At 71.8% G+C, this 24,972-nt stretch carries 22 protein-coding genes and 1 tRNA gene; 16 read left to right on the top strand and 7 right to left on the bottom strand.

Translation table 11 applies throughout. The features are described from left to right. The first annotated feature begins 99 nt into the window (after nt 1–99). Nucleotides 100–1,293: an RNA-guided endonuclease InsQ/TnpB family protein gene (locus QSK34_RS06465; protein WP_285580980.1), complete on the top strand. Its 1,194-nt coding sequence runs from the start codon at nt 100–102 to the stop codon at nt 1,291–1,293. A 39-nt stretch (nt 1,294–1,332) separates the two neighbouring features. On the opposite strand, the gene QSK34_RS06460 is transcribed toward QSK34_RS06465, so the two are convergent. Further along, nucleotides 1,333–2,421: an S-(hydroxymethyl)mycothiol dehydrogenase gene (locus tag QSK34_RS06460; protein ID WP_285580978.1), complete on the bottom strand. Its 1,089-nt coding sequence runs from the start codon at nt 2,419–2,421 to the stop codon at nt 1,333–1,335. A gap of 12 nt (nt 2,422–2,433) precedes the next feature. Here QSK34_RS06460 and QSK34_RS06455 point away from each other — a divergent pair, with 12 nt between their 5' ends. Then, the gene (locus QSK34_RS06455) at nt 2,434–3,207 is read left to right on the top strand and encodes a class I SAM-dependent methyltransferase (RefSeq protein WP_285580976.1); all 774 of its coding nucleotides are present in this window, start codon (nt 2,434–2,436) and stop codon (nt 3,205–3,207) included. Here the strand turns inward: QSK34_RS06455 and QSK34_RS06450 are convergent. Beyond that, a complete protein-coding gene (locus QSK34_RS06450; RefSeq protein WP_285580974.1) occupies nt 3,161–4,063 on the bottom strand; it encodes a bile acid:sodium symporter family protein in 903 nt (300 codons plus the stop codon). The two genes, QSK34_RS06455 and QSK34_RS06450, sit on opposite strands and share 47 nt — an antisense overlap. 129 nt (nt 4,064–4,192) lie before the next feature. On the opposite strand from QSK34_RS06450, the gene chvE reads away from it, so the two are divergent. The 6 genes from chvE to QSK34_RS06420 all read left to right on the top strand — a co-directional run bounded on the left by chvE (nt 4,193) and on the right by QSK34_RS06420 (nt 10,026). Next, complete coding sequence (gene chvE / locus QSK34_RS06445) at nt 4,193–5,308, top strand: multiple monosaccharide ABC transporter substrate-binding protein (protein WP_161478100.1); 1,116 nt, start codon at nt 4,193–4,195, stop codon at nt 5,306–5,308. Next, nucleotides 5,305–6,849 carry a multiple monosaccharide ABC transporter ATP-binding protein gene (gene mmsA / locus QSK34_RS06440; protein WP_285580970.1) on the top strand — a complete coding sequence of 515 codons (1,545 nt, stop codon included), beginning with the start codon at nt 5,305–5,307 and terminating at the stop codon, nt 6,847–6,849. Before chvE ends, mmsA begins: the two co-directional genes overlap by 4 nt. A gap of 37 nt (nt 6,850–6,886) precedes the next feature. Then, on the top strand, nt 6,887–8,131 hold the full coding sequence (gene mmsB / locus QSK34_RS06435; RefSeq protein WP_285580968.1) for a multiple monosaccharide ABC transporter permease: 1,245 nt from the start codon (nt 6,887–6,889) through the stop codon (nt 8,129–8,131). Nucleotides 8,132–8,149: 18 nt separating this feature from the next. After that, nucleotides 8,150–9,172: a LacI family DNA-binding transcriptional regulator gene (locus QSK34_RS06430; RefSeq protein ID WP_161478103.1), complete on the top strand. Its 1,023-nt coding sequence runs from the start codon at nt 8,150–8,152 to the stop codon at nt 9,170–9,172. A 66-nt stretch (nt 9,173–9,238) separates the two neighbouring features. Then, complete coding sequence (locus tag QSK34_RS06425) at nt 9,239–9,571, top strand: DUF3147 family protein (protein WP_285580965.1); 333 nt, start codon at nt 9,239–9,241, stop codon at nt 9,569–9,571. Continuing rightward, entirely contained in the window at nt 9,568–10,026 is a 459-nt protein-coding gene (locus QSK34_RS06420; RefSeq protein WP_285580963.1) for a DUF3147 family protein, read from the top strand. Before QSK34_RS06425 ends, QSK34_RS06420 begins: the two co-directional genes overlap by 4 nt. Here QSK34_RS06420 and QSK34_RS06415 read toward each other — a convergent pair. Continuing rightward, nucleotides 9,932–10,732, bottom strand: a complete 801-nt coding sequence (locus QSK34_RS06415) for an alpha/beta fold hydrolase (RefSeq protein WP_285580961.1) — start codon at nt 10,730–10,732, stop codon at nt 9,932–9,934. The two genes, QSK34_RS06420 and QSK34_RS06415, sit on opposite strands and share 95 nt — an antisense overlap. A gap of 13 nt (nt 10,733–10,745) precedes the next feature. Further along, nucleotides 10,746–12,299, bottom strand: coding sequence for a benzoylformate decarboxylase (gene mdlC / locus QSK34_RS06410; RefSeq protein ID WP_285580959.1), 1,554 nt, complete (start codon nt 12,297–12,299; stop codon nt 10,746–10,748). Nucleotides 12,300–12,497: 198 nt separating this feature from the next. On the opposite strand from mdlC, the gene QSK34_RS06405 reads away from it, so the two are divergent. After that, complete coding sequence (locus QSK34_RS06405; RefSeq protein ID WP_285580957.1) at nt 12,498–13,691, top strand: Nramp family divalent metal transporter; 1,194 nt, start codon at nt 12,498–12,500, stop codon at nt 13,689–13,691. A gap of 101 nt (nt 13,692–13,792) precedes the next feature. On the opposite strand, the gene QSK34_RS06400 is transcribed toward QSK34_RS06405, so the two are convergent. Then, nucleotides 13,793–14,833 (bottom strand): cupin domain-containing protein, encoded by a 1,041-nt coding sequence (locus QSK34_RS06400; RefSeq protein WP_285580955.1) that lies wholly within the window; start codon nt 14,831–14,833, stop codon nt 13,793–13,795. 153 nt (nt 14,834–14,986) lie between these two features. Here QSK34_RS06400 and QSK34_RS06395 point away from each other — a divergent pair. The 6 genes from QSK34_RS06395 to QSK34_RS06370 all read left to right on the top strand — a co-directional run bounded on the left by QSK34_RS06395 (nt 14,987) and on the right by QSK34_RS06370 (nt 21,125). After that, nucleotides 14,987–15,058: transfer RNA gene (locus QSK34_RS06395), tRNA-OTHER, on the top strand. Between the two features lie 42 nt (nt 15,059–15,100). Then, nucleotides 15,101–16,441 carry an SDR family NAD(P)-dependent oxidoreductase gene (locus QSK34_RS06390; RefSeq protein ID WP_285580953.1) on the top strand — a complete coding sequence of 447 codons (1,341 nt, stop codon included), beginning with the start codon at nt 15,101–15,103 and terminating at the stop codon, nt 16,439–16,441. A gap of 2 nt (nt 16,442–16,443) precedes the next feature. Continuing rightward, nucleotides 16,444–17,574: a leucine-rich repeat domain-containing protein gene (locus QSK34_RS06385; protein WP_285580952.1), complete on the top strand. Its 1,131-nt coding sequence runs from the start codon at nt 16,444–16,446 to the stop codon at nt 17,572–17,574. Continuing rightward, the gene (locus tag QSK34_RS06380) at nt 17,571–18,794 is read left to right on the top strand and encodes an ankyrin repeat domain-containing protein (RefSeq protein WP_285580950.1); all 1,224 of its coding nucleotides are present in this window, start codon (nt 17,571–17,573) and stop codon (nt 18,792–18,794) included. Before QSK34_RS06385 ends, QSK34_RS06380 begins: the two co-directional genes overlap by 4 nt. Before the next feature lie 7 nt (nt 18,795–18,801). Then, nucleotides 18,802–19,965, top strand: coding sequence for an AAA family ATPase (locus tag QSK34_RS06375; RefSeq protein ID WP_285580948.1), 1,164 nt, complete (start codon nt 18,802–18,804; stop codon nt 19,963–19,965). A gap of 2 nt (nt 19,966–19,967) precedes the next feature. After that, nucleotides 19,968–21,125: a vWA domain-containing protein gene (locus tag QSK34_RS06370; protein ID WP_285580946.1), complete on the top strand. Its 1,158-nt coding sequence runs from the start codon at nt 19,968–19,970 to the stop codon at nt 21,123–21,125. 109 nt (nt 21,126–21,234) lie between these two features. Here the strand turns inward: QSK34_RS06370 and QSK34_RS06365 are convergent, their stop codons facing one another. Beyond that, on the bottom strand, nt 21,235–22,401 hold the full coding sequence (locus tag QSK34_RS06365; RefSeq protein WP_285580944.1) for a cytochrome P450: 1,167 nt from the start codon (nt 22,399–22,401) through the stop codon (nt 21,235–21,237). A 197-nt stretch (nt 22,402–22,598) separates the two neighbouring features. Here QSK34_RS06365 and QSK34_RS06360 point away from each other — a divergent pair, with 197 nt between their 5' ends. Beyond that, the gene (locus QSK34_RS06360; protein ID WP_285580942.1) at nt 22,599–24,251 is read left to right on the top strand and encodes a GAF domain-containing sensor histidine kinase; all 1,653 of its coding nucleotides are present in this window, start codon (nt 22,599–22,601) and stop codon (nt 24,249–24,251) included. Here QSK34_RS06360 and QSK34_RS06355 read toward each other — a convergent pair. After that, on the bottom strand, nt 24,244–24,885 hold the full coding sequence (locus QSK34_RS06355; protein ID WP_285580940.1) for a response regulator: 642 nt from the start codon (nt 24,883–24,885) through the stop codon (nt 24,244–24,246). The genes QSK34_RS06360 and QSK34_RS06355 overlap by 8 nt on opposite strands. Nucleotides 24,886–24,972: the final 87 nt, after the last annotated feature.

Here is a 24,972-nt window from a genome sequence, read left to right as displayed (position 1 = left end):
TCGAGTGCCCCGACTTTCGGAACGGGGAATAAACGCTGAACGCTGTAGCACTTCTTCGTCTCCCTGATTTTATCGGTTGGGCCGGTTACGATTCTCCACATGTCCCGCTACCGTCTTTCCCCGACGCCTGCCCAGGAGGCGGCGATGGCGCGGCATTGCGGACATGCACGTTTCGTGTGGAATCTCGCGGTTGAACAGCATTCCCACTGGCAGCCGGGACGAAAGAACGCTCCTGGCTTTGTAGAACAATGCCGTCAATTGACCGAGGCGCGGGCTGAAAATGAATGGCTTCGCGATGGGTCGGTGGTCGTCCAGCAACAGGCGCTGAAGGATTTCGCACAGGCCATGGCGAATTTCTTCGGCGGAACACACCGGCGGCCGACCTGGCGCAGACGCGGGGAGAACGAGGGCTTCCGCATTGTCGCGGTCAAGCCCGGTGACGTACGTCGCCTGTCCCGTCGCGTCGGCGCGGTCTTGGTTCCCAAGGTGGGCTGGGTCCGCTTCCGCTTGTCCCGGCCCGTTCCCAAGAGCGTGAAGTCTTATCGCGTCACCCTCGATCGGGCCGGGCGCTGGCACGTGGCCTTCACGTACATCCCCCCACCCGTCGCCGGCCCGGAGAGCGGTGAGCTCGTGGGTGTTGACCGGGGCGTCGCCGTCACGGTGGCCCTGTCCACCGGTGAACTGCTGTTCATCCCCAGGCAGAGGGAGACCGAAGAAGCTCGTCTTCTCCGCCTGAGGCGCAAACTTGCTCGCGCCGAGCGTGGGTCGAACCGGCGTGCCAAGGTCAAGCGGGCCATCGCCCGGATCATGGCGCGCCAGAGGGACCGCCGCAAGGACTGGGTCGAGAAGACCAGCACCCAGCTCGCACGACGGTTCGATGTCATCGGCGTCGAAGATCTGCGGATCGCAGCCATGACACGGTCGGCCAAGGGCACGACCGAGGATCCCGGGCGCAACGTCCGTCAGAAGGCCGGGCTGAACCGGGCTGTCCTCGCTGCCGCCTGGGGCCAGTTCGTCACCCGGCTCGAGCACAAAGCGCCGAGCCGGGTCATGAGGGTCGATCCCAGGTACACCTCGCAGACCTGTCACGCCTGCGGGCATCATGCATCGGACAACCGCGAGAGCCAAGCGGTCTTCCGGTGTCGCGTCTGCGGGCATCAGGCCGACGCCGATGTGAACGCCGCCCGGAACATTCGGGACATCGCCGCGGGACACGCGGTGAATGCGCGGGGAGGCGACCGGGTTGCCGGGCCTACGAACCGCGAACCTCAGCTCGCTCTCCCCTCCGAGTGAGACGAGTTGGAATCCCCCGCCTGCCGGCGGGGGAGGATGTCAATTCCAGATCACCACGGACCGGAGCACGTCGCCGTGGTGCATCTTCTCGAACGCGGCCTCCACCCCGTCGAGCGGGATCGTCTCGGACACGAACGCCGCCAGGTCGATGCGGCCCTGGAGGTGCAGGTCGATCAGCATCGGGAAGTCGCGGCTGGGCAGGCAGTCGCCGTACCACGACGACTTGAGCGAGCCGCCGCGGCCGAACACGTCGAGCAGCGGCAGCTCCAGGCGCATCTCCGGCGACGGCACGCCGACGAGCACGACGGTCCCGGCCAGGTCGCGGGCGTAGAAGGCCTGCTCGTACGTCTTCGGGATGCCGACCGCGTCGATCACGACGTCGGCGCCGTGGCCGCCGGTCAGGTCGCGGATCGCCTCGACGGGGTCGGTCGAGGAGGAGTCGACCGTGTGGGTCGCGCCCAGATTCCCGGCCCATTCGAGCTTGCGGGGGTCGATGTCGACGGCGATGATCTTCGCCGCACCGGCCAGGCGGGCGCCCATGACCGAGGCGATGCCGACGCCGCCGCAGCCGATGACGGCGACCGAGTCGCCCCGGCCCACGTTGCCGGTGTTCATCGCCGCGCCGAAGCCCGCCATGACGCCGCAGCCCAGCAGGCCGGCGACGGCCGCGCCGGCGGCCGGGTCGACCTTGGTGCACTGGCCCGCCGCCACGAGGGTCTTGTCGGCGAACGCGCCGATGCCCAGGGCCGGGGACAACACCGTGCCGTCGGTCAGGGTCATCTTCTGCGTGGCGTTGTGGGTGTTGAAGCAGTACCAGGGACGGCCGCGCAGGCAGGCGCGGCACTGGCCGCAGACGGCGCGCCAGTTGAGGATCACGAAGTCGCCGGGCGCGACCTCGGTGACCCCCTCGCCGACGGCCTCGACGATCCCGGCCGCCTCGTGGCCGAGCAGGAACGGGAAGTCGTCGTTGATGGCGCCTTCGCGGTAGTGCAGGTCGGTGTGGCAGACGCCGCACGCCTCCACCTTGACCAGCGCCTCTCCCGGGCCCGGGTCGGGCACGAGAATCGTCTCCAGCGTCACCGGGGCGCCCTTGGCCCGGGCCACCACGCCGCGTACTTCGTGTGTCATGGACCGATTGTGATGGACTGGATCTCCGACCGGAAGGAGGACGCCGTGCCGCCGCGGGATGACGATCTGTTCAAAGGAGCCGCCGACTACTACGAGCTCGGCCGCCTCCCCTACTCGGCGCGGTTGCCGGAGGTCCTGGCGAAGGAGCTGGACCTCGGCCCCGGATCGGTGCTGGCCGACATCGGCTGCGGGCCCGGCCTGCTGGCGGTCGCGCTGGCCCCCTTCTGCGGACGGGTGGTCGGCGTCGACCCCGACCCCGACATGCTGGCGCGGGGCCGCCGCCGCGACCCGTCGGTCACCTGGATCCGGGCGCGGGCCGAAGACCTGGCTTTCGAGCCGGGCGAGCTCGACGCGGCGGTGTTCGGGCGCTCGTTCCACTGGACCGACCGGGCTCTGATGGCCGCCCGGCTGCGGACCTTCGTCCGGCCCGGCGGCCACCTGGTGCTGGTCTCCGAGATGCACCGGCCCGGCCGCATCCCGCCGGGGGTCAAGGAGCTGGTCGCCGAGTTCCTCGGCGAATACCGCGTGCCGAGGCTCGGCGACGAGGAGGAGATCATCGCGGCGGCGGGCTGGCAGGGCCCGAAGCGGCTGACGATGCGGACGGCCGGCACCCTGACCCGCGACCCGGAGACCCGGATCGCGGAGGTCTACTCGATGTCGAGCTCGACCCGGCACCGCTTCGGCGCGCGGCTGCCGGAGTTCGACCGGCGGCTGCGCGCGCTGCTGTCGGAGCCGGAGGTCATTCCGTTTCCCGCGACACTCGCCCGGATCTGGACGAATCCCTGACGGCGTAGCCGAAGACGAGCGTGGTGCCGAACATCAGCACCCCGTAGACGGCGGGCGGGATCGACATCGTCGAGTTGTTCAGCAGGGTCGGGCTGAGGGCGATCGTGATGGCCAGGGTGCTGTTGTGGATGCCGATCTCCATGCCCGAGGCGATGGCCTGGCGGCGGCCGATCCGGAACAGGCGCGGCAACCAGTAGCCGACGGTCAGGCTGATCGCCGAGAACAGCACCGCGACGACGCCCACCGAGGCGAGGTGGTCGAGCAGCCGTTCGCGCTCCTGCACGATCGCGCCGACGATGACGGCGGCCAGCACGATCGCCGAGGCGACCCGGACCGGCTTGTCGGCGCGGTCGGCGAAGGACCGTTTCCAGGCGCGGACCAGCATGCCGATCACGACCGGGATGAGGACCAGCGCGAACACCTGGAGGACCTTGTCGGCCTGGAGCCCGAGTTCGCCGCCGCCCTCGACGAAGTGGCCGATCGACAGGTTCACCACGAGCGGGAGGGTGAAGGCGGCCAGCACCGAGTTGACCGCGGTCAGCGTCACGTTGAGCGCGACGTCGCCGCCGAACAGGTGGCTGTAGAGGTTGGCGGTGGTGCCGCCGGGCGAGGCGGCCAGCAGCATCATGCCGACCGCGAGCAGCGGTTCGAGGTCGAACAGGACGACCAGGCCGAAGCAGATCGCGGGCAGGAGGAGCACCTGGGCGACCAGGGCGATCACGACGGCCTTGGGGCGGGTGGCGACGTCGGCGAAGTCGCGGACGGTGAGAGACAGGCCCAGCCCGAACATGATGAGGGCGAGCGCGGCGGGGAGCGCGACGGTGGTGAGGATCGACTGCTGCACGGAACACCGCATTTCTCGGGGGTTGCGCCGGTTGTAGCAGCAGTCCTGTCGGCGATCAAGGGATGGTAACGCTCCCATCCCGTTGACTCGGTTTCATAACGAGCTATTGACACGTTTTATGTTAGCGATAACAGTCTTCGCATGACGCACGTGAGATTCCCCCGGATCGCCGCCGCCCTCCTCATGGCCACCGCCTTGGCCGCGTGCGGGTCCACCCAGAAGACCGTTGACGCCGAGGCGTCCCAGTCGGCCGCCGCCGGCCCCGCGGGAACCCTGGTCGGGGTGACGATGCCTACGAAGTCGTCGGAGCGCTGGATCTCCGACGGCGAGAACGTGAAGGCGGGGCTGGAGAAGCTCGGCTACCAGGTCGACCTGCAGTACGCCGAGAACGACATCCCCACCCAGATCAACCAGATCGAGAACCAGATCACCAAGGGCGCCAAGCTCCTGATCATCGCCTCGATCGACGGCACCGCCATCACCACGCAGCTCCAGGAGGCGGCCGACAAGAAGATCCCGGTCATCGCCTACGACCGGCTGATCCGCAACTCCCCGAACGTCGACTACTACGCCACCTTCGACAACTTCAAGGTCGGCGTCCAGCAGGCGACCTCGCTGCTCAAGGGTCTCAAGGTGGACGACTCCACCAAGGGCCCCCTCAACGTCGAGCTGTTCGCCGGGTCTCCTGACGACAACAACGCGACGTTCTTCTTCAACGGCGCGATGTCGGTGCTCCAGCCCTACATCGACAAGAAGGTCCTCAACGTGAAGAGCGGCCAGACCGACTTCAAGACGGTCGCCATCCTCCGCTGGGACCCGGCCACCGCGCAGAAGCGCATGGAGGACATCCTCACCAAGACCTACAGCGGCGGCGACCACGTCGACGGCGTGCTCTCCCCCTACGACGGCCTGTCGATCGGCATCCTGTCGGCCCTGAAGTCCAACGGTTACGGCACCTCTGAGCAGCCGTACCCTGTGGTCACGGGCCAGGACGCCGAGCTCGCCTCGGTCAAGTCGATCCTCGCCGACGAGCAGTACTCGACCATCTACAAGGACACCCGCCAGCTCGCCGACGTGACCGTGAAGATGACCGACGCCCTCCTCAAGGGCGGCAAGCCGGAGGTCAACAACACCACGGACTACGAGAACGGCAACAAGGTGGTCCCGTCCTACCTGCTCGACCCGGTCATCGTCGACAAGTCCAACACCCAGACGCTGGTCGACTCCGGCTACTACGAGGCCTCCGAACTGCAATGACCGATGACATCCTGCGTATGCGGGAGATCACCAAGACCTTCCCCGGCGTACGGGCGCTCCAGGACGTGAACCTGTCCGTGCGCCGGGGTGAGATCCACGCCATCTGCGGCGAGAACGGCGCCGGGAAATCGACGCTGATGAAGGTGCTGTCGGGGGTGTACCCCCACGGCTCGTACGAGGGCGAGATCGCCTTCGACGGCCAGGAGTGCCGGTTCGCCGGCATCCGCGACAGCGAGCAGCGGGGCATCGTCATCATCCACCAGGAGCTGGCGCTCTGCCCGCAGTTGTCGATCGCGGAGAACATCTTCCTCGGCAACGAGCGGTCCCGGCGCGGCCTGATCGACTGGAACCGCACCAACCACGAGGCGCAGACCCTGCTCGACCGGGTGGGCCTGCCCGAGAGCCCGGTCACCACCGTCTCGGACATCGGCGTCGGCAAGCAGCAGCTCGTCGAGATCGCCAAGGCGCTGGCGAAGGAGGTGCGGCTGCTCATCCTCGACGAGCCGACCGCGGCGCTGAACGACGAGGACTCGGCCCACCTGCTCGACCTGCTCCGCGGCCTGCGGGCCGAGGGCATCACCTGCGTGATCATCTCGCACAAGCTGAACGAGATCGCCGCGATCGCCGACCGGGTCACGATCCTGCGCGACGGCCGCTCGATCGAGACGCTCGACATGGGCGCCGACGACGTCACCGAGGACCGCATCATCTCGGGCATGGTCGGCCGCGACCTGGAACACCGCTATCCGCCGCACGAGCCGTCGATCGGCGCGGAGGCGTTCCGGATCGAGAACTGGACCGTGCACTCCCCCGTCCAGCGCGACCGCGTGGTGGTCGCCGACGCCAGCCTGTCGGTACGGCACGGCGAGATCGTCGGCCTGGCCGGGCTCATGGGCGCGGGCCGCACCGAACTCGCGATGAGCGTGTTCGGCCGGTCCTACGGCGTCGACGTCTCCGGCCGGGTCTACCGCGACGGCCGGCAGGTGGAGATCAGGACCGTCCGCGACGCGATCCGCCACGGCATCGCCTACGCGACCGAGGACCGCAAGCGCTACGGCCTGAACCTGATCGAGGACATCAAACGCAACATCTCGGCCGCCGACCTGGGGCGGCTGGCGCGGCGCGGCTGGGTCGACGACAACGAGGAGTACCGCGTCGCCGAGGGCTACCGCCACGACATGAACATCAAGGCCCCGAGCGTGCTGAGCGTGACCGGGAAGCTGAGCGGCGGCAACCAGCAGAAGGTCGTGCTGTCGAAGTGGATCTTCACCGACGCCGACGTGCTGATCCTCGACGAGCCGACCCGGGGCATCGACGTGGGCGCCAAGTACGAGATCTACTCGATCATCAACCGCCTCGCCGACGCCGGGAAGGCCGTGCTGGTCATCTCGTCGGAACTGCCCGAACTGCTGGGCCTGTGCGACCGCATCTACACCATGTCGGCCGGCCGCATCACCGGCGAACTGCCCCGGCACGAGGCCACCCAGGAACGCCTGATGACACTCATGACCACGCTCACCAGCAAGGACCCCGCCCGATGACCAACTATCAAGGCCCGCACGCGCACCGGGAGGGCCGATGAGCAGCGTCTCCACCGACGTCTCCACCGCCCCCGCCGGACCGCCGCCCGCCGGGCCGGCCAGGACCACCGTCTTCGGGGTCTCGCTCAACATCCGGCAGAGCGGGATCTACATCGCCTTCGCGCTGATCGTCGTGCTGTTCACGATCCTCACCGAGGGCGCGCTGCTCCAGCCGCAGAACATCTCGAACATCATCGTCCAGAACTCCTACATCCTGATCCTGTCGATCGGGATGATCCTGATCATCATCGCCGGGCACATCGACCTGTCGGTCGGCTCCGTCGTCGCCGTCACCGGGGCCATCGCCGCCGTGCTGATGGTCGACTACGGCATACCGTGGCCGGTGGCGCTGGTGCTCACCCTCATCGCGGGCGGGCTGATCGGCGCCTGGCAGGGGTTCTGGATCGCCTACTTCGGGATCCCGGCCTTCATCGTCACGCTGGCCGGCATGCTGCTGTTCCGGGCGCTGACGCTGACCGTGCTGGGCAACCAGGGCATCGGGCCCTTCCCCGACCCCGTCCGGACGCTCTCCAACGGGTTCACCGACGGCTACTTCGGCAACGTCGGGCTCGGCGTGCTCGGCGGGGCCGACATCTTCTCGCTGCTCGTCGGCGTGCTCGCCGTCGGGGGCGTGGCGTTGTCGCAGTGGCGCACCAGGACCGCCCGGCTCGGCTACCACCAGGCCGTCGACCCGCTGCCGGTGTTCCTGCTGAAGATCGTCACGGCCGCCGCGGTCATCATGTTCGTGGTGGTCCAGCTGGCCCGGTTCCGGAACCTGCCGTGGGTGCTGGTGCTGCTGGCCGTGCTCGTGCTGGCCTACTCGCTGGTCACCAACCGGGCGGTGTTCGGGCGGCAGATCTACGCGATCGGCGGCAACCTGCAGGCGGCGGTGCTCTCGGGCATCAAGGTCAAGCAGGTGGTGTTCTGGATCTTCGTCAACATGGGCGTGCTGGCCGCGCTGGCGGGGGTCATCTTCGCCGGCCGGTTGAACCAGGCCGGGCCGACCGCCGGCAACGCCTTCGAGCTCGACGCCATCGCGGCGGCGTTCATCGGCGGCGCGGCGGTGCAGGGCGGCGTCGGGAAGGTAGTGGGCGCGATCACCGGAGGTCTGATCATGGGTGTGATCAACAACGGCATGTCCCTCATCGGCTCACCGAGCGAACGCGTGATGCTCGTGAAGGGCGTGGTGCTGCTGGCGGCGGTGGCATTCGACGTCTGGGCCAAGCGGCGTGCAGCGCGTTAGGTCATAGGCTTGGATCCCATGACCACATCCTCCGGCGGCGAGCCGGCCGAACGCACCAAAGCGGCCGTTCTCGAAGACGTCGCCGGCCTCGCGGGCGTCTCGGCCATGACCGTCTCCCGCGTCCTCAACGCTCCGGAGAAGGTGCGCCCCGAGACCCGCGCGCGGGTGCTCGCGGCCGTCCAGGAGCTCGGCTACCGGCCCAACTTCGCGGCCCGTTCCCTCGTGACGGGCCGCTCGGGCGTGCTCGGAGTGGTGAGTTTCGACACGACTCTGTACGGCCCCGCCTCCACCCTCTACGCCATCGAACGCGCCGCGCGCGAACACGACTACCTGGTCAACATCGCCAGTCTCGAGGCGATGACCCGGCGGTCGATCGCCGAGGGCGTCGACCGGCTCCGGCAGCAGTCGGTCGACGGCGTGATCGTGATCGTCCCCCACGAGTCGGCCGCCGACGGCCTGCGCGACCTGCCGCCCGACCTGCCCGTGGTCGACGTCGGCGGCGGCGAGCGCCTGTCGGTCCCGGCCGTGGCGGTCGACCACCACGCGGGCGCGGTCAGGGCCACCCGGCACCTGCTGGAACTGGGGCACGACACCGTCCACCACCTGAGCGGCCCGGCCAACTGGATCGACGCCAACAACCGCATGCAGGGCTGGCGGCACGCGCTCCGGGGCCGCGAGATCCCGCCGCCGCTGGCCGGCGACTGGTCCGCGAACAGCGGCTACGAGCAGGGCAAACGGTTGTCGCGCGACCCGTCGGTGACGGCGGTGTTCGTGGCCAACGACCCGATGGCGCTCGGTCTCATGCGGGCCTTCCGCGAGGCCGGCCGCCGGGTGCCCGAAGACGTCAGCGTGGTCGGCTACGACGACGTCCCGGAGGCGGCCCACTTCTGGCCGCCGCTGACGACGGTCCGGCAGAACTTCGCCACGCTCGGGCGCCAGGCCTTCCAGTTACTGCTGAACCGGATGGTCGGGCACGACACCTCCGAACGCCGCACGGTGGAACCGGAACTGGTCGTCCGGGAGTCGACCAGCCGCCGGTAAAACCGAATTACCCCGGCCATGACCTGATCGCAGCACCGCAGCGGGCAACGGTCTTCCATGGACGACGTGTGGTTGATCGTTGCCCGGGGGGTGTTCGGGGGCGTCCTGGTGATGTGCTTCGCGCTGCTCGGGGAGGCGACCTCGCCGAAGCGGTTCGCCGGCATCTTCGCGGCCGCCCCGGCCGTGGCCATCGGCGGGATGGTCATCACCGCGCTGAGCGACGGCCGCGACGAGCTGGCGGAGTCGGGCCTCGGCATGGTCGCCGGAGGGGTGGCGCTGGTGGCCTACTGCGCGCTGGCGGTGCCGCTGGTCCGCCGGTTCGGCGCGCTCAAGGGCTCGGCCGGCGCACTGCTGCTCTGGGCGGCCGTGGCCTGGCTGGGCTGGACGGTGGTCTCGTGAAGGTGAGGTTCCGGGCGTCGCGGCTGCGGCACACCCGGGCCCGCGACCTGGTGGTCCGGTTCGTGTTCGGCGCGGCCATCTCGGTGATCGCCGGGCTGGTGGGCCAGCGCTGGGGGCCGCTCGCCGGGGGCGTCTGGCTGGGGTTCCCCGCCATCCTGGGCGCCACCCTGACGCTCATCGAGGAGGAGGAGCACAAACGCGGCCCGGCCGCCAAGGACGCCATCGGGGCGATCTTCGGGGCCGGCGGGCTGACGGCGTTCGCCGTCTGCGTCTGGCTGCTGGCGACCCGCCTTCCCTCGTGGCTGGTGCTCCTCCTCGCGCTGGTGGCGTGGATGGTCGTGGCCGCGCTCCTCTACGTGGTCACCGAAGCGAGCAGATCGCGTCTTCGATCACGCGGGTCACGGCCTCCGGATGGGAGATCAGGGCCAGGTGGGAGCCACCGTCGAACTCGGTGACCTTCGACTTGGCCCGCTTGGCCATCGCGCGCTGCGACCCCGGGACGATGATCTTGTCCCCGCTCGCGATGAAGTACCACGACGGGATGGTCTTCCACGCGGGCTCCTTCGACGGGGTCGTGAACGCGGCCGTCGAGGCGGCCCGCTGCGTGGCCCAGAGCCCGGCCGACCGCGTCTTGGGCAGGTCCTGGGCGAAGGAGTTCTGGAAGACGTCCTTCTTCAGGTAGAGGTCCTTGGCGGTCGTGCCCGGCGCGGCGGCCTGGTCGTAGAGGGTCTCGGGCTGCCCGCCCAGGGCCGAGCCCGACCCGCTGAGCTGCATCGTGTTCTCGCCCGCCGCGGGGGCGGCCGCGTCGACGTACACCAGGGCCTTCACGTCGGGGTCGCCGGTGGCGGCGTTGGTGATGACCGAACCGCCGTAGGAGTGGCCGACCAGCACGACCGGGCCGCGGACCGTGTCGAGGAAGTCGCGCACGGTCTGGGCGTCGCTCGTCAGGTCGCGCAGCGGGTTGCCGACGGCGCGGGCGGTGTATCCCGACCGCTGGAGGGCGGCCACCTCGCCGGCCCAGCTCGAGGTGTCGGCCCACGCGCCGTGGACCAGGACGACGGTGGGTTTGACCGGGCACACCCGCCCGGGGGCCGCCTCGGCGGCGTGGGCCGGGACGACGCCCGCGAGCATCACGACGACGGCCAGAAGCGACTTCGACACGGTTTCCCCCAGATCAGCGCTGGTCGACGAGCACGAGCCGCGGATGCTCCGCGTGGACGCCCTCGTGCACGAACTCGGTGAGGTCCTTGAGCGTCTCGGCGTGGTGGGTCTCCAGGCCGTAACCCCGGGCGACGGCCAGCGGGTCGGCGCCGCCGATGTCGAGGTAGTCGCCGCGGGCGACCTCCAGCAGGTCGGCGAACTCCTCCAGGGCGCGGTAGCGGCGGTTGGCGCAGATCACGAAGGTGACCGGGACCTGGTGGCGGGCGGCGGTCCACAACGCCGAGGGGGTGTAGTGCAGGGCGCCGTCGCCGATCAGGGCGAGCACCGGGCGGTCGGGGCGGGCCAGCGACAGGCCGATCGCGGCCGGGAGGCCCCAGCCGAGGCCGCCCGCGGCAGGGTAGAAGAGCGACTTCGGGTGAGTGATCGTGAGGCGGTCTCTGAGGAGGTCGGCGGAGGTCCACTCGAAGGCGATCACGGCGTTGCCGGGTTTGCCGTGGTCGACGGCGTCGAGGATGGCCTCGGCCGTGAACGGCTCGGCGTCGGGGAGCAGGCGGCTCTTCGGCTGCGGCCGGTCGCTCCTCTCGCACGTGTCGAGCAGCCGCACCAGCGCGTCGGTCGGGTCGCCGAGCAGGAACCGGCCCATCGGGGCGCGGGCGGCCTCGCGGGGGTCGTCGGTGACGGCGTACAGGAGCGTGTCGGCGGGCGGGAAGGCGGCCCTGCTGGGGGCGTGGTAGCGGAAGACGGGCGCGCCGACGCAGATCACCAGGTCGTGGGCTGCCAGGAGGTCGGCGACCGCCCCGGCGGCCGAGGGCAGGACGCCCCGGTAGCTCGGGTGGCGGGTGGGGAACGGGGCCCTGGGCGCGCTCGGCGCGATCCAGACCGGCAGGCAGGCCTTCTCGGCCAGCGCGACGGCCGCCTCGAAGCCCTCGTCGGTGTCGGCTCCCGGGCCGAGGACCAGCACGGGGTCGCGCGCCCGGTTCAAGGCGTCCGTGAGCTCGCGGAGCGAGGCCGCGACCGGGGGGCCGTCGACGGCCCGGTCCAGCAGGCCGGTCAGGGCGGGCTCGTCGGCGGGTTCGTCCCAGTCGTCCAGCGGGATCGACAGGTAGGCCACGCCGCGCGGCGCGCTCCGGGCGAGCAGCAGCGCCGTGGAGAGCAGGGCGGGGCCGTCCTGCGGCCGGAGGGGTTCGCCCGACCACTTGACCAGCGGGTCGGTGAGCTTCGTGGGGTCGGCGTTGGTGAGCATCGCGTCGACCGGGACGTAGCGGCGGGCCTGCTGACCGGCCATGACGACCATCGGGGTGTGACCGGCCGCCGCGTTGGTGAGGCAGCCCATGGCGTTGCCGGTGCCCGAGGCGGCGTGCAGGTTGACGAAGCCGGTCGTGTCACCCGCCTGGGCGAAGCCGTCGGCCATGGCGACGGCGGCGCCCTCCTGGAGTGCCAGGTAGTAGGGGAGGTCGTCGGGCAGGCCGGTGAGGAAGGACAACTCGTTGGAGCCGGGGTTGCCGAACACCGCCTTCACCCCGTGGTGCCGCAGCACCCGATAGAAGGCCTCACTCACTTTAGTCACCAAACGAACATATCCAGATTTATCGGAAATGCGCAATTAATGGCGCCGCGTTTCGCGACTTACCCGCAACGGGAACATTTGACTCGGTGTGGCGATTTCCAATACCCAACAATTAGGGAAATCACTGTGATTGCTCGCCCCAATCCCGCTAAATCCGGCATACGTCCATCAACGCGGAAAGTCCCCACGCTGGCGCCCATGTTGGGCCCGGCGTTCGTCGCGGCCATCGCCTACGTCGATCCGGGGAACGTGGCCACCAACCTGACCGCCGGCGCGACCCTCGGCTACCTGCTCGTCTGGGTCGTGGTGCTGGCCAGCCTGGTCGCGATCCTGGTGCAGTTCCAGGCGGCCAAGCTGGGCATGGCGACCGGGCGGAACCTGCCCGAGTTGTGCCGCGAGCGGTTCAGCCGGCGCGGCGGCCTGCTGCTGTGGGGGCAGGCCGAGATCGTCGTGCTCGCCACCGACCTGGCCGAGTTCGTCGGGGCGGCCATCGGGATGCAGCTGCTGTTCGGCATGCCGGTGTGGTTGTCGGCGATCACCACGGCGGTGATCTCGCTGGCCCTGCTGGAGTTGCGGCGCAAGGGCCGCACCCGGCCGTTCGAGCTGATGAGCGCGGCGGCGCTGATGTTCGTCGGGGCCGGGGTCGGCTACGACATCCTCGCCACCGGGCACCAGTCGGCGAGCGGCCTGGCGGCCGGGCTGATCCCGAACCTGGGCGGGGCGGGGGCGCCGCTGCTGGCCATGGGCATCGTCGGCGCGACGGTCATGCCCCACGCCGTCTACCTACACTCCGCGCTGGTCCAGGGGCGCGGGATGTCGACCGAGACGGCCCGTGCGCAGCCGGCGCTGGTGCGGCGCATCCTGCGGTGGGACTGCTCGCTCGCGCTCGGCGTGGCCACGGTCGTCAACGTGTCGATGATCGCGCTCGGCGCCGGGCTCGGGGTGGCGAGCGGCGGCGCCTGGACCGGCGACCTGCCGGCCGCCCACGCCGAACTCGCCGCCCGGGTGGGCGGGTTCGCCGCGCTGGCCTTCGCCGTCGCGTTGTTGTCGTCGGGGTTGTCGTCGTCCGGCATCGGCACGCTCGCCGGCGACGTCGTGATGCGCGGGTTCCTCGGCGTGCGGGTGCCCGTCCACGCGCGCCGGATCGTGACGATGACCCCGGCCGTGCTGGCGCTCGTGTCCGGGGTCCCGCTCACCGGCCTGCTGGTGCTGAGCCAGGTGGTCATCTCGCTCGGCGTTCCGGTGGTGCTGTTCCTGCTGGTGTACTTCTGCCGCGACCGCGACCTGATGGGCCCGCTGGTGAACGCGCCCCTCACGACCTGGATCGCGGGCGCCGCGGCGGCGGTCGTCGCCCTGCTGGGCTGTTCGCTGCCGATCACGATGCTGCTGTGACGACCGTCCGCGCGAAGATCCGGGTCTGCGCCGTGCTGGCCGCCGTCTCCTTCCTCCTGGACGCCGACCTCCGGCTCACCCTGACGCTTGTTCTGCTGGCGTCATTTGCTCACGGGGTCGCTGGGATTGAGGCGCGGCACGATGAGCGGGTCGATCGGGGTGAACGGGAACTGCGGGAGCTCTCTCTCCGAGAGTCCGAAACTCGCGGCGAGGACCTCGCGTGAGAAGGCGGTCGCGGTGGCCTTGTAACCGATGTCGGCGGGCATCGGCTGGTCGAAGAAGATGAGGAAGTGCATCTCGTCGTCGCCGATGACCTCGATGTGGTGCGGGTAGGCGCGCGGCACGAAATAGAGGTCGCCGGGGCCGAGCAGGTACTCGTCGAGGCTGAGGTCGGGGTCCAGGACGCGCATGCGGGCGTGGCCCTTGGCGACGTAGCCCATCTCGGCGGTGACCGGGTGCCAGTGCGGCTCCCGCATGCCGCTCTCCTTGATGCGCAGGGAGTACATGGAGATGTCGTCGAGGGCGGCCCAGAACTGGTGCCGCGCCATGCGCGCGTCGCCGTAGGAGTAGGTCAGCACCGGCGCCTGGCTCTCGATGTCGAACAACTTGGCGTTGGGCAGCGTGGCGGTCGGCGTCACGTCGGCCGGGCCGGAGCGCCGGACGATCTGCTGGGCCGGCGACCGGTCGAACGCGGCGAACGCCGAGGCCTGGAGGTCGAAGGTGTTGCCCAGCACGGCGTCGGTCATCGCGGTGAAGCTGTCGCGCACCGAGAAGTGCTGCGGGCGCTCGCTGCGCAGGGCGAGCACGAGCTCGGCGCGGTCGGCCCCGATGTTCTCGATGTGGTAAACCGCGCCCGACTCGACGTGGTACATCTGCCCCGGCCGCACGACGAACGACGAGAACGTGTCGGCGTTGCCGAGGATCGACACCAGGACGGTGCCCGCGACCACGTAGGCGAGCTGGTTGGCGTTGACGTTCCACTGCGGCTCGCGGATCGCGCCCGGCTCCAGAACCACCCTCTTCAGCGAGAGCCGGTCGAGGATCGGCAGCACCTTCTCGTCGACCACGGTGACGGAGCCCAGGTCGTTCTCGAACGTGGGCCGGACCTTCCCCAAGGACATGATGTGTGGCGACTTACGCATGTCTGCTCCCCCGGATGCGAACTGTTTTCCCAGGTTAAGCAGCATGTGTCCGACATATCGGCAAGGACACGCGCCCGGCGGGGTGTGCGCTTTCCGGGAGATTGGGGGAACAAGATCTGGAATGTCGGAGATGTGCGCTAGCCTTCCGGCGACACGGTCGTAGCGCAGAGGTCGTCGCGCCCCAAAGCGATGCGGAGGACGCCGGTTCGAATCCGGTCGGCCGTGTCACCTTTTTTCGCCGGAGGGTCTTGCCGGAGGGGGACGCGCATGGCTTCTGACGTGGAGACCTGCCTGCGGGTCCTGGCCGAGGCACGCGCGGCCGATCCCGACGACGAGCGCTGGAGGCCGGTGCGGGAGGCCGCCGCGCAGGTCTACCGGGCGGGCAAGAAGGCCCGCAAGGCGGCCCGCAACGCCGACCGCCGCCGGCACGACGACGTCGTCACCGCGGCCGCCGAGCGCCACCGCGACCAGAACCCCGACTCCGCGCCGCCGGTCACCCCGTCGATCGGCCCGGCCACGCGGTTACGGCCGCTGGCCGGGACCCGGCGCTGCTACGTCTGCAAGGCCGTCTACGGCCAGGTCCACTCGGTCTACCACCTGCTCTGTCCGGCCTGCGCCGAGGAGAACCTGGCCCGCCGCACCGCCCGCTGCGACCTGCGCGGACGCCGGGCGCTGGTCACCGGCGGCCGGGTGAAGATCGGCTTCCAGACGGCGCTGAAGCTGCTGCGCGACGGCGCCGAGGTGCTCGTGACGACCCGGTTCCCCGCCGACGCGGCCCGCCGCTACGCCGCCGTGCCCGACGCGGCCGACTGGCTCGACCGGCTGCACGTCCACGGCGTCGACCTGCTCGACCTGCCCGGCGTGGCGGGCCTGCTGGAGACCGTGCACGAACGGTTCGACCACCTCGACGTCCTGGTCAACAACGCCGCCCAGACGATCCGCCGCCCGGCGGCCTACCACCGCGAGGTGCGCGCGGCCGAGAGCCTGCCGCTGGCCGGGCCGGCCGCCCGGATCAGCGTCACGGCCGGTGCGCCCGCCACGGCCGTCGCCCGGCTGGAGGCCTCCTCCGGGGAGCTCGAATCGCTCTTCCCCGCCGGGCTGCTCGACGAGACCGGGGAGCCGCTCGACCTGCGCGACCGCAACAGCTGGAGCCTGCGGCTGCACGAGGTCGACGCCGCCGAGTGGCTGGAGGTGCAGCTCGTGAACGCGTTCGCGCCGTTCCTGCTGACCTCGCGGCTCCGGGGGCTCCTGGAGGCCTCGCCGCACCCCGACCGGTACGTCGTGCAGGTGTCGGCGATGGAGGGCAGCTTCTCGCGCGCGAACAAGACCGTCCGCCACCCCCACACGAACATGGCCAAGGCCGCGCTGAACATGCTGACCCGGACCGCCGCCCCCGACTACGCGGCGAGCGGCATCCACATGAACAGCGTCGACACCGGGTGGTGCACCGACGAGCGGCCCCACCCGGAGAGGGCGGCGAGCCGCTTCCGGCCGCCGCTCGACGTGATCGACGGGGCGGCGCGGGTGTACGACCCCGTCGTCCGGGGGGTCGGCGGCGACCCCGTCTCCGGACTGTTCCTGAAGGACTACCGATCGGTGGAGTGGTGACCGTGAAGCCTGTGCCCGTACGCTGCCCGGCGATCGAGCACCCCGACGTCCCGCCGGCCGAGGCGGCGGCCCTCGACCCGCTGCTCACCCGGCTGGCCGACACCCGCCCGGTCGCGGCCGACGAAATCTTCCCGCTCGGCGCGCTGCGCCCCGACGGCCGGGTCGACCTGTGCAAGCAGGGCCTCGGCGCGCCCGGGGTGGCCCGGCTGCTGCCGGTGGCGACGGCCTCGCCGCACGCCCGCCACCTCCTGCTGGGCACCAACGCCATCGGCGACGAGGGGGCCCGCGCGGTCGCGGGCGCGCTCACCGACGACCACCGCCTGCGCACCCTCTACCTGGGCTGCAACCGCATCGGCCCAGAGGGCACGGCGGCGCTGGCCGACCGGCTGAGCGGCGACCGGAACGTGCGGGCGTTGTGGCTGAAGCGCAACCCGATCGGCGAGGCGGGGGTGCGCGCGCTGGCGCAGATGCTCACCTGGAACAGCACCCTGCGCACCCTCGACCTGGTCAACACCGGCCTGTCGGCGGCCTCGCTGGAGGTCCTGGTCGCGGCCCTGACCAGCCGGGACGTCCCGCTGGAGCGACTGTTCCTCGGCGGCAACGGCCTCGGGCCCGCCGCCGCGCCGCTGCTGGCGAAGCTGATCACCGAGGCGGGGGTGCGGGAGCTCTACCTTCCGGCCAACCACCTGGGCGACGAGGGCGCGGCCGTGCTGGCGGCGGCGGCCGACCCGGCCCGTCCGGTCAGGCTCGGCCTCGGCGGCAACGGCATCGGCCCGGACGGCGCGACGGCGCTGGCCGCCGCGCTCGACCGCATCGAGTCCCTCGACCTCGGCCGCCCGCCGTCGGAGCGCAGCCTTGGCGCGCCCGCCAACACCACCGGCGACGCGGGCGCGCACGCCTTGGCCGCGGCCCTGCCCGGCAGCCCGCTGCGCCGTCTGGAGCTGCGCCACACCGGCCTGACCGGGCGCGGCGCGAAGAGCCTGCTGGCCCAGGTGCCCGACGACACCCGCCTGGAGTACGTCGGCCTCGGCCCCGGCCTGCCGCGCAAGGTGAAGCGGTCGTTCACCGCGCGCCTGCGCCCCGCCGGCCCCGGCCACCCCGACCTGGTCGCGATCGGCAGCCTCTACCGATGACCTTCGACCGCGACGAACTGAGCCGCTGGCGGCGGGCCCGCCGGTACGCCGTCCCCCGCTGGATGATCGAACAGTCCGCCGGGCGCCGCCTGGCCGGCGACTGGCAGGGCGCCTGCGCGGCCGCCGCCGTCGACGTCGCCTTCGACCCGGCCATGGCCGAGAAGGACCCCGCGCTCGCCGACGACCTGCGGCACCTGGTGCCCGAACTGCTGCGCTGGCACCTGCCCCGCAGCGGCAACGGCGGCGGCACCCTGGGCACCCACCACCACGTCACCCTGGCCCGCTACGGCGACACCGCCCTCCAGGCGTTCACGCCCCAGCTCAGCGAGGCCCCGCAACGGCTCACCCTCGATCTCGTCCCCGTGGACGACGACCGCGACCCCTACATGATCACCCGGGTCGACTGGACGTCCGCCCGCCACTTCTGGGACGCCCGGCACACCGCCGGGCTCCGCGACGGCACCGACGCGTCGCTGCCCGACCGCGTGCTGCTGGAGGCCGGTCTGCTCACGCCCGACGACCTGCACCCGCTGGTCAGGGAGTCGCTCTTCCCCGGCCTCCCGCCAGGCGCGTCGGGCCCGCCGGAGCCGGGGCTGCCCGAGCCGGTGCGGGTGCGCTGCGGCGGAGCGTGGCACCAGGTCGTCTCCGGCGGCGGCCGTCTCCTGCTGGAGCACGGCGACGACGAACAGCGCCGCGAACGCGCCATGCGCGCCCTCGGCGGAGCCGTCTCCGGCTGCTTCGCGGTCGAGCAGGCGTGGACGTCGGGTGAGGGCAGACTGCCCCGGAGGCTCCGCGCCCAGCGGTGGGCCCTGTTCCTGCACGCCCAGCACGGCGACACCCCAGCGGTCCTCCGGCTGCTGGACGCCGGTGTCGACCCCCGGGTCCGCGACGGCCGTCAGCGCGGCCTCCTGCACATGCTCCACCTGGTCGACCACACGGTGCTGCTGCCCCGGCTGCTGGCGGCCGGCCTCGACGTGAACGGCCTCGACTACCAGGAGCGCACCCCGCTGCACCACGCGGTCGCCTCCTACGGATCGCCCGCGCTGGTCGAGGCGCTGCGCGCGGCCGGGGCGCGGATCGACGTGACCGACTGGGAGGGATGGTCCCTGGCCGACCTCATCCGCCGCCGGCGGCGCAGGGACCTCGTCGCCCTGCGCGACGAGATCGAGCGCGACCACCCCGGCATCGGCATCGGCTACGAAAGCGACGACGACGATTAACGACGACATGGGCGATCTGGCCGCCGCCGACGAGATCAACCGGCGGCTGCGGGTGCACCGCACCGAACCGGCCGCCAGCGCCCAGCTGGAGGCGCTGGCCCTGGCCGTGGCGGCGAACCTGCCGGTCCTGCTGTGGGGCGAGCCGGGCATCGGCAAGTCGGCCGGGCTTGAGCAGCTCGCCGCCGGGCTCGGGCTGCCGCTGGAGACGGTCATCGCGAGCGTGCACGAGCCGTCGGACTTCGCCGGCCTGCCGATCGTCGGCGACGACCCGGCCGTGACCGGGGTGCCGATGGCGCCGCCCGACTGGGCCGTGCGGGTGACCGGGCGGAGCCGAGGGCTGGTCTTCTTCGACGAGTTGTCCTCGGCGCCGCCCGCCGTGCAGGCCGCCCTCTTGCGCGTCGTGCTGGAACGGCGGGTCGGCAGTCTGCGGCTGCCGGAGCAGGTCAGGATCGTGGCCGCCGCGAACCCGCCGTCGAGCGCGGCCGACGGCTGGCACCTGAGCCCGCCGCTGGCGAACCGGTTCGTCCACCTGCGCTGGACGCACGACCCCCGGACCGTCGCCCGCGGCCTGGCGGGCACCTGGCCGGCGGCGCGCATTCCGTCGATCGACGCGGCGCGGATCTCCGGTGCGGTGGCGCGGGCCCGGGGCGCGATCTCGGGCTTCCTCACCGCCCGCCAGGGTCTGGCCCACCACCTGCCCGCCGACGCCGAAAGCCGGGGCGGGGCGTGGCCGTCGCCCCGGACGTGGGAGATGGCCCTGAAGCTGCTCGCCGTCGCCTACGCGAGCACGACCGGCCGGGAGGCCCTCGCGGCGGCGGTGGTCGGCGCGGTGGGCGACGGCGCGGGCGTCGAGCTCATCTCCTACCTGGAGGAGCTCGACCTGCCCGACCCCGACCGGGTGCTCGCCGACCCGGCCGCCTTCCGGCTCCCCGAACGCGGCGACCGCCAGCTCGCCTTCCTGACGGCGGTCGTGGCGGCCGTGCAGGGCGACCTGACCCGGCGCCGCTGGGAGGCCGGCTGGGTCGTGCTGGCCAAGGCGGTCGACGCGGGCGTGCCCGACGTGGCCGCCCGCGCGGCCATGGACCTGGCCGCGATGCGCGACCTCAGCTGGCCGGTGCCCCCGGGCATCGACGCGTTCGTCGACCTCCTCCAGCTGTCCGGCGCGCTCTGACGATGGACAGGGTGAAGTTGCTCGCCGCCCGCTACCGGGCGGCGGCCGATCGGCCCTACTTCGCCACGGCGCTGTACGCCCTCTCCATCGTCCCCAGTTCCGGGGTGCCCACGATGGGCGTCGACGCGCACTGGCGGTGCTACGTCTCCCCCGCCTTCGTGGACGCCACGCCCGTCGAGGAACTGGCCGCCGTCTGGATCCACGAGGTCTCCCACCTGCTCCGCGACCACCACGCCAGGGCCGGGCGGCTGCCCCCGGCCCACCAGCGCGACCGGCTGCGGGTCAACGTGGCGCAGGACTGCGAGATCAACGACGACCTGGTCGCCGACCGGCTGCCGCTCCCGGCGGGCCGGATGGAGCCGCGCCTGTTCGGGCTGGAGCCGGGGCGTCTGTTCGAGGAGTACGTGCCGCTGCTGCCGCCGCACGGGCACGGGCTCGACTGCGGTTCGGGCGCCCACGGGCGTCCGTCGCCGTGGGAGGCGGGCGAGGGCGCGCCCGTGGTGGGCCCGGTCGAGGCCGAGTCGCTGCGCCGGCACACCGCCGAGGCGATGCGGGCCCGCCGGCGCTCCCGGGGCAGCCTGCCGAAGGGCTGGGAGCGGTGGGCGGAGCAGGTGCTCGAACCGGTCGTCGACTGGCGGCAGGTGCTGACGGGGGCGGTGCGCGAGGCGGTCGCCTGGGCGGGCGGCGCGGTCGACTACACCTACCGCCGCCCCTCCCGCCGGTCGGCGGCCATGCGGGGCGTGGTGCTGCCGAGCCTGCGCCGGCCGCTGCCCCGGGTGGCGATCGTGGTCGACACGTCCGGCTCGATGGGCGACGACGAGCTGGGCGCGGCGCTGGCCGAGGTGACGGGCGTGCTGCGCGAGGTGGGCGTGCACGGCAACCGGGTGACGGTGCTGGCCTGTGACGCCGACGTCCACGCCGTCTCGCGGGTGACCTCGGCCGAGCAGGTCACCCTGGCGGGCGGCGGCGGCACGGACATGCGGGTCGGCGTCACGGCGGCCCTGGCGGCGCGCGACCGGCCGAACGTGGTGATCGTGCTGACCGACGGCCACACGCCGTGGCCGGACGAGCCGCGGTCGTGCCGGCTCATCGCGGCCCTGATCGGCCGGAACCCGCCGCCCCCTCCCGGGTGGGTGGAGACGGTGCGTGTGCCGCTCTGACCGCCGTGGCGGCGATCGGGATGAGCGGGTGCGGAGCGCCGGGCCGCCACCCGCCGCCGGGTGCGGCGGGCGGGGCCGTGGTGGGCGGAGCCGTAACGGAGGAAGCGTTTCACCAGGCCACGGGGAAGCTCGACAGGCCGTAGACGACGTTGAACGAGCGGAACGCCGGTTCGCCGGCCTCGCGCAGGCCCGGGAAGCGGTCGAAGAGCGCGGGGAAGGCGATGCGCATCTCCATGCGGGCCAGCGGCGCGCCGATGCAGTGGTGGGCGCCGTAGCCGAAGGCGACGTGGGGCAGGTCGCGGCGGGTGACGTCGAAGGCGTCGGGGTTCTCGGTCAGCGCGGGGTCGCGGTTGGCGGCCGGGAGGGAGACCACGACGGCGTCGCCCTTCGCGATCGGGACGCCGCCGATCTCGGTGTCGGCGGCGGCGACCTTGATCGCGCCCGAGTGGATGATCGTCAGCCAGCGCAGCAGCTCCTCGACCATGCCGTCGACCTTCTCCGGGTCCTCGCGGACGAGGGCGAGCTGGTCGGGGTGGCGGAGCAGCGCCAGGGTGCCCAGGCCGATCATGCTGGCGGTCGTCTCGTGCCCGGCGATCAGCAGCAGCCCGCCGAGGCCGACCAGTTCGGCGTCGGTCACCGCGTCGCCCTGGTCGCGGACCAGCATGCCGAGCAGGTCGTCGCCGGGCTCGACCCGGGCCCGCGCGACCAGTTCGCCCATGTAGGCGGCGGAGGCCATCTGGGCCTGGCCGCGCGCCTCCGGCGGCTGGTTGAAGTCGAGCAGGGTGGTCGAACGCGCCTGGAAGTCGGCGCGGTCGGCGTAGGGCACGCCCAGCAGCTCGCAGATGACCAGCGACGGGATCGGGGTGGCGAAGTCGGCCACCAGGTCGGCGGGCGCCCCGGCCCGCTCCATCGCGTCGAGGTGGTCGGCGACGATCTCGCGCACGCGCGGTTCGAGGCGGCGGATGCGGCGCATCGTGAACTCGGGCGTGAGCATGCGGCGTAAGCGGGTGTGGTCGGGCGGGTCCAGCATCAGCAACGCGCCGGCCTTGAGGCGTTTGGCCTGTTCCTCGCTCATCGGCGGGATGTTGATGCCGTGGCCGTAGCTGAACAGCTCGGCGTTCCTGAGCACGTCGCGCACGTCGTCGTAGCGGGTGACCAGCCAGGCGTCGCGGCCGTAGGGGGTGGGCACCTTGGTCAGGCCCGGCTCGGCGCGCGCGGCGGCCAGTCCGGGATCGGGGTCGAAGCCCTGGCGGCGCATATGGAGGGGCAGCGTCATGGAATCTCCTGAGGAAGATCGGCTTACCCCAGCAAGATCCCGCCCCGTCGGGCGCGGCGCAACCTTCCCGGGCGAAGCGGGCTTGACGGTCGATTGGCGCGCAGCGGCGCCCCGCTTCAGCGGGGGCCCGGTCTTCGTCGGATCTACTGACCAAAAGATGGGGATTTGTCCGGATAGCCCGCGTGAGAATGAGAGGTATGGCGACGGACGGCGCACGTCCCGGATCGCCGGGCATGCGGCTGGGCGAACTCCTCTCTGACCTCCGGACGGAGCGCGATGCCGCGCTGGCCGGCCGTGACCGGGTCCGCGACCTCGTCGAGGCGGTGGCCTCGGTGGGCCGTGACCTCCGTCCCGAGATAGTGCTCCAGCGGCTCGTCACGGCCGCGACCGAGCTCGCCGGCGCCCGCTACGGCGTCCTGCACGTCTCCGGGGAGAACCGCCGCCCGGTGGAGCACGTCCCGGCCGGCGAGGAGGAGATCACCCGGATCGGGCACTGCCCCCGCGGCGGCGACCCGCCGGGCCGGGTGATGCGGGAGGCCCGGCCGCTGCGGCTGGCCCGCGTTCCCGGGCGCCCTCCGGCGGACGCCTTCCTCGGCGTCCCCGTGAGAGTCGGCGACGAGCTCTTCGGCGCCCTCTGCCTGATCGGCAAGCGCGGCGACGCCGATTTCGACCAGGATGACGAGGACCTCATCGTCGCCCTGGCCACGGCGGCCGGGACGGCCATCGGGAACGCGCGCCGCTACGAGGTGGCCCACAACCTGGGCGTCCGGCTCCAGGCCGGTTCCGACATGACCACGCGCCTGCTGTCCGGCGAGGGCCCGGGAGACGTGCTGGCCCAGCTCACCAGGCGGATGCGGGAGATCGCCGACTCCGACACCGCCCTCGTCTTCTTCCCCGTGGAGGGCGGCACGACGTTGCGCGCGCTGATCTCCGAGGGGGTCGGCGGACTGGCCGGCGGGGAGGTCGGGGCCGACTCGTCCCTCGCGGGCCTGGCCCTGCGGACCGGGGACGCGGTCGTGGTCGACGACCTGGTCGGCGACGGATACGAGACGATCAGGAACGTGCCCATCGGCCCGGCCGCCGCGGTGCCGCTGATCTCGGCGGGGTCGACGCACGGCGTGCTGGTCCTCGGAAAGTGGTCGGGCCGGGTCCCGTTCACCCCGTGCACGCTGCGGATGATCAGGTCGTGCGCGGCCCAGGCCGCGGGGGCCCTCGAACTCGCCAAGGCCCGGCTCGACGCCGAGCGGCTCCGCACGCTGGAAGACCGCGACCGCATCGCGCGGGACCTGCACGACGTGGTGATCCAGCGCCTGTTCGCGGTGGCGATGACGCTCATGAGCACGGTCCGGCTGGTGGACCATCCCGAGGCGCGGGGCCGGGTGCGGCACTCGGTCGACGAGCTGGACGAGACCATCCGGCAGATCCGGGCCACCGTCTTCGCCCTCCAGGGTCCGCGTGCCCTCGGCGAGTCGGGGCTGCGGGCCCGCGTCGCGGAGCTGGTGGACGACACGTACGGGGACCTGGGATTCCGGCCCGTGCTGCGGCTGGACGGGCAGCTCGACTACGGCGTGCCCGACGACGTCGCCGAGCAGGTGCTCGCCGTGCTCCACGAGGCGCTGTCGAACGTGGCCCGGCACGCCGGGGCCGGGCACGTCTGGGTGTCGCTGGAGCAGAGCGGCGGGCAGGTGACGCTGGTGGTCGAGGACGACGGCGTCGGGCTCCCTCCCGGCGGGCGGCGCAGCGGGCTGCGCAACCTCGCGAGGCGCGCGGGCGACCTGGGCGGCTGCTTCGAGGTGGGGCCGCGCCGGGGTGGGGGCACCCGCGTGCTGTGGCGCGTGCCGGTCAGCTGACCCCGTCGCCCCGCAGGCGCGCGGCGTAGACGGCGGCCTGGGTGCGGCGGCGCATGCCGAGTTTGCCGAGCAGGCGGGAGACGTGGTTCTTGACCGTCTTCTCGGCCAGGAACATCTCCGCACCGATCTGGCGGTTGGTCATGCCCTCGACGACGTACTCCAGGATGCGGCGCTCCTGGTCGGTCAGCACGGCGAGCGGGTCCTTGCGCGCGGCGTCGTCGCGCAGCCGCCGCACCATCGTGCGGGTGACCTGCGGGTCCAGGAGCGACCGGCCGCCGGCGACGGCGCGCACCGCGCCCACCAGGTCGGATCCGTGGATCTGCTTGAGCACGTAGCCGGCCGCGCCGGCCATCACGGCCTGGAACAGGGCGTCGTCGTCGGCGAAGGAGGTCAACATCAGGCAGGGCAGATCGGGCCTGCGGCTGCGGACCTCGCGGCAGACGTCGACGCCGTTGCCGTCGGGCAGGCGGACGTCGAGGATGGCCACGTCGGGCTGGAGGGCCGAGATGCGCGTGATCGCCGACGCCACGGTCCCGGCCTCGCCGACGACGCGGATGTCCTCCTCGGACTCCAGCAGGACGGCCACCCCGCGCCGCACCACTTCATGATCGTCGACGATGAAAACGCGAATCATACCTTTGACGCTATTCACCCGAAATCTTCCCAGATAGGGACCAAAGTCCCCATTTATCTGATTAGGGACTTTCGTCCCTATAGATCT

This window comes from Herbidospora sp. NBRC 101105 (assembly GCF_030269205.1).
Lineage (GTDB): Bacteria > Actinomycetota > Actinomycetes > Streptosporangiales > Streptosporangiaceae > Herbidospora > Herbidospora solisilvae.
Note: the sequence above shows the minus strand (reverse complement) of the source record. Positions and strands in the feature narration are given on the sequence as shown.

Excerpts from the sequence above, each read along its gene's own strand:
- QSK34_RS06355 (WP_285580940.1), bottom strand. The coding sequence starts at position 24,885 with ATGATTCGCGTTTTCATCGTCGACGATCATGAAGTGGTGCGGCGCGGG.
- QSK34_RS06455 (WP_285580976.1), top strand. The coding sequence starts at position 2,434 with ATGGACTGGATCTCCGACCGGAAGGAGGACGCCGTGCCGCCGCGGGAT.
- QSK34_RS06365 (WP_285580944.1), bottom strand. The coding sequence starts at position 22,401 with ATGACGCTGCCCCTCCATATGCGCCGCCAGGGCTTCGACCCCGATCCC.
- QSK34_RS06450 (WP_285580974.1), bottom strand. The coding sequence starts at position 4,063 with ATGCGGTGTTCCGTGCAGCAGTCGATCCTCACCACCGTCGCGCTCCCC.
- QSK34_RS06465 (WP_285580980.1), top strand. The coding sequence starts at position 100 with ATGTCCCGCTACCGTCTTTCCCCGACGCCTGCCCAGGAGGCGGCGATG.
- mmsA (WP_285580970.1), top strand. The coding sequence starts at position 5,305 with ATGACCGATGACATCCTGCGTATGCGGGAGATCACCAAGACCTTCCCC.
- QSK34_RS06390 (WP_285580953.1), top strand. The coding sequence starts at position 15,101 with ATGGCTTCTGACGTGGAGACCTGCCTGCGGGTCCTGGCCGAGGCACGC.
- chvE (WP_161478100.1), top strand. The coding sequence starts at position 4,193 with ATGACGCACGTGAGATTCCCCCGGATCGCCGCCGCCCTCCTCATGGCC.
- QSK34_RS06380 (WP_285580950.1), top strand. The coding sequence starts at position 17,571 with ATGACCTTCGACCGCGACGAACTGAGCCGCTGGCGGCGGGCCCGCCGG.
- QSK34_RS06430 (WP_161478103.1), top strand. The coding sequence starts at position 8,150 with ATGACCACATCCTCCGGCGGCGAGCCGGCCGAACGCACCAAAGCGGCC.
- QSK34_RS06405 (WP_285580957.1), top strand. The coding sequence starts at position 12,498 with ATGTTGGGCCCGGCGTTCGTCGCGGCCATCGCCTACGTCGATCCGGGG.
- QSK34_RS06375 (WP_285580948.1), top strand. The coding sequence starts at position 18,802 with ATGGGCGATCTGGCCGCCGCCGACGAGATCAACCGGCGGCTGCGGGTG.
- QSK34_RS06370 (WP_285580946.1), top strand. The coding sequence starts at position 19,968 with ATGGACAGGGTGAAGTTGCTCGCCGCCCGCTACCGGGCGGCGGCCGAT.
- QSK34_RS06400 (WP_285580955.1), bottom strand. The coding sequence starts at position 14,833 with ATGCGTAAGTCGCCACACATCATGTCCTTGGGGAAGGTCCGGCCCACG.
- QSK34_RS06460 (WP_285580978.1), bottom strand. The coding sequence starts at position 2,421 with ATGACACACGAAGTACGCGGCGTGGTGGCCCGGGCCAAGGGCGCCCCG.
- QSK34_RS06360 (WP_285580942.1), top strand. The coding sequence starts at position 22,599 with ATGGCGACGGACGGCGCACGTCCCGGATCGCCGGGCATGCGGCTGGGC.
- mmsB (WP_285580968.1), top strand. The coding sequence starts at position 6,887 with ATGAGCAGCGTCTCCACCGACGTCTCCACCGCCCCCGCCGGACCGCCG.